The organism is Paenibacillus sp. J45TS6, from assembly GCF_018403285.1.
Lineage (GTDB): Bacteria > Bacillota > Bacilli > Paenibacillales > Paenibacillaceae > Paenibacillus.
In genome coordinates this window covers 1-2,554 of record NZ_BOSJ01000041.1, presented here as the reverse complement: position 1 = coordinate 2,554, position 2,554 = coordinate 1, and the positions used below count along the sequence as shown (strand labels likewise).

At 32.2% G+C, this 2,554-nt stretch carries 2 protein-coding genes; one reads left to right on the top strand and one right to left on the bottom strand.

The features are described from left to right. Window positions 1-552: 552 nt before the first annotated feature. Window positions 553-1,230, bottom strand: coding sequence for a DUF4304 domain-containing protein (locus KJS58_RS24655; protein WP_213536326.1), 678 nt, complete (start codon window positions 1,228-1,230; stop codon window positions 553-555). Between the two features lie 516 nt (window positions 1,231-1,746). On the opposite strand from KJS58_RS24655, the gene KJS58_RS24650 reads away from it, so the two are divergent. Continuing rightward, window positions 1,747-2,121 (top strand): DUF3139 domain-containing protein, encoded by a 375-nt coding sequence (locus KJS58_RS24650; RefSeq protein WP_213536325.1) that lies wholly within the window; start codon window positions 1,747-1,749, stop codon window positions 2,119-2,121. The last annotated feature ends 433 nt before the right edge of the window (window positions 2,122-2,554 follow it).

The following is a 2,554-nucleotide window of genomic DNA, read 5'->3' as shown; positions in this document are numbered from 1 at the left end:
ATTTTGTAGTCTCCTTGGTTTGTTTTTTGGATCCGGTCGCTGGCCAGCTTTGGGACCCAATAACATCATACCAAGGAGTCTTTTTGTTTCTCAAACCACGTATTTCTTCATTATAGGAATGCTGCCCGTTAACTTAATAAAAAAGCAGCCGATCGCATTGATCGGCTGCTACTTGTGTATTCAACTAATGTTTTACCTTTAGATTAACGGACTACCATTCTTTAATCCCAATAGTTATCGTTCAATATTTCTTGTTCCGCCTTTACGAAATCCTTAAAGACAGTCACTTTACACCCAGGACGATCATAATCAAATATACAGACTGGTGAAATGGTTGGGCTACTTCCATCACTTGCGCAAGGGACAGAAAGAATTCGAAATCCGTTTTTACCTTATCCTTTTATTCATGATTTTCCTCACTCTAGTACTTTATTTATGTTCTCAATATGCCATTTTATTAAAACTAACCTACCCGATGGCTTAATAAATAAGAAATAGATCAGCTATATAGCAACTGCTCCTTGTTTGTTCAACTATCGTTTTTTTGTTAGTTCAATTATCTATAATCTCACCATGGCAACCTCTTTGGGCAGTTGCTTTGTTAATGATCTCATTAAACTCAGAAATCAATCCGCTTCCAACATGTTTTTTTCCAATTCGATTAATTGCCCATGTTGCAAAAGAAATAGCCTGCTCATTATTGTTCATATGCAAATGTATTTTAGAAAGCACTAATGCTAGTCTCTCTCTTGTATACTTATTACCCATTCGCTTTACATTTTTATTCCAATGTTCTATATCCTTTATACTAATATTGGTGAAACATTCAGGGAAATTACTGAATTCCTCAAAGTATTGCAAACCATATTCTAAAAAGATTTCTGTCATATGCCTGATGTTCACTAGAGCTTCGCTTTCCGTCTCGCCATAACTCCACCATAAGTCTTCATTTTTAAGGTTTGATAGTCTCCACCGAAATTCACAATCATAAGGAGAAACTTTATTGAGAGGGACATGAACACCCAAAGTGTTTGGGATAAAGTCAATGTATACTCCAAGTTCAACACAACAAGACCCACCATATTGATCACCCTGAATATTAACAGTATAGATTAAATGATTATTAGGTTTGGTTCTATACCTACCTGCTGTACCTTGGAACCCATGTTTTCTTAGTTCTCGTGAGAATGTTTCTTTTAACAATTGCTTAAACTTTTTTGTATCAATCATTGATAATATAACAACTTCCTTTCCTGACACATTGATTCAAAGTGTTGGATACATAAATTACAATATTTCAAAAAAACATTTTATCATCATCAACCTGATAAAGAATCCTCCTGAATCTTATATACTAAGAAAAGCTTTATTTATTTAAGTGTTTCTACATTTTTTCTTCAACTAAACTACCGAATAGCTTAAAGAAAAATCAACCGGTCTATTGATCGGTTGATTACTTTTTCTTATTGAACTATCGTTTCTACGTTAGTTGACCGAAGATAAGATTATTGTTTAGTCCATTATAGTCAGTTTCTATGAATTCATATTTTCTACTTGACCTTCACTAGCGTAATGTTATATTGCAATAATTCACAAAAAACACAGTTAACAGGAAATCCTTCTAATATAAATAACTTTCTATCTTTTTTATGTAAAAATATTCTATTTATTGCTAGTTTTATTATACTTTTATTAGAAACGATTTGTTAATATATATTAATTGATTTTAGATAAAGGAGGATTTTTTTGAAGAAAATAATGATGATTGGTGGCGGAGTTGTTCTAGGGATTTTAATTCTTGTAATTGGTTTTGTGTTCTATGTTTTTTACCTTCTTCAAACTCCACCGAAGAATGATCCAGAAATTGTTGCTTATACTGAGGAAAAGGTTACAGATTACTTAATTGAGGAGAAAGGGTATTCGGAGAGTGATATTTTAAGTGCTAATTCAAAAAGAAAACCAAAGAATAAAGATAAAACAGCAACTGGATATCAAGTTTTAGTTGTATTCACAGATGAACCCGATACTACTTATTATTATGAAATAGTTGATGAAGATGAAAATAAAATTGAACAACTTGGAATTACTGGAACAGATATTAAGCATAAAGATTTTCCATAAAAGATATTAGAATTATAACAACATCATTAAAATATTAGATTGTATAATTTATCATTATCTATTACTTATACATAAACGGATAATGATTGATAAAGCGAGTATAACGTTACAATAGACACAAAGAATGTAGCCCACAATAGATGATGGCAGCTCTTGAGTTATAATTTCCACTTCATCTCTAGTCATTCAAAGCTCTAGTTCGCCAATACTTTCTCCTACTTTAATGTCAATATGATACATTATTTGCTTAACGGATTGTAATATGAAGTGCGACACCTTATTCAAAAAATAAAAATGGCCCATGGTCTGATTCGTGTAGAATTAAGTTACCACACCAAATTCACACAGGAGAATCAGTCCATGAGCTATTCACATCTTAGCATAATTGAACGCAGTAAACTAGAAGCACTCTCTCAGATAGGATTGTCTGCTC

Excerpts from the sequence above, each read along its gene's own strand:
- KJS58_RS24655 (WP_213536326.1), bottom strand. The coding sequence starts at position 1,230 with ATGATTGATACAAAAAAGTTTAAGCAATTGTTAAAAGAAACATTCTCA.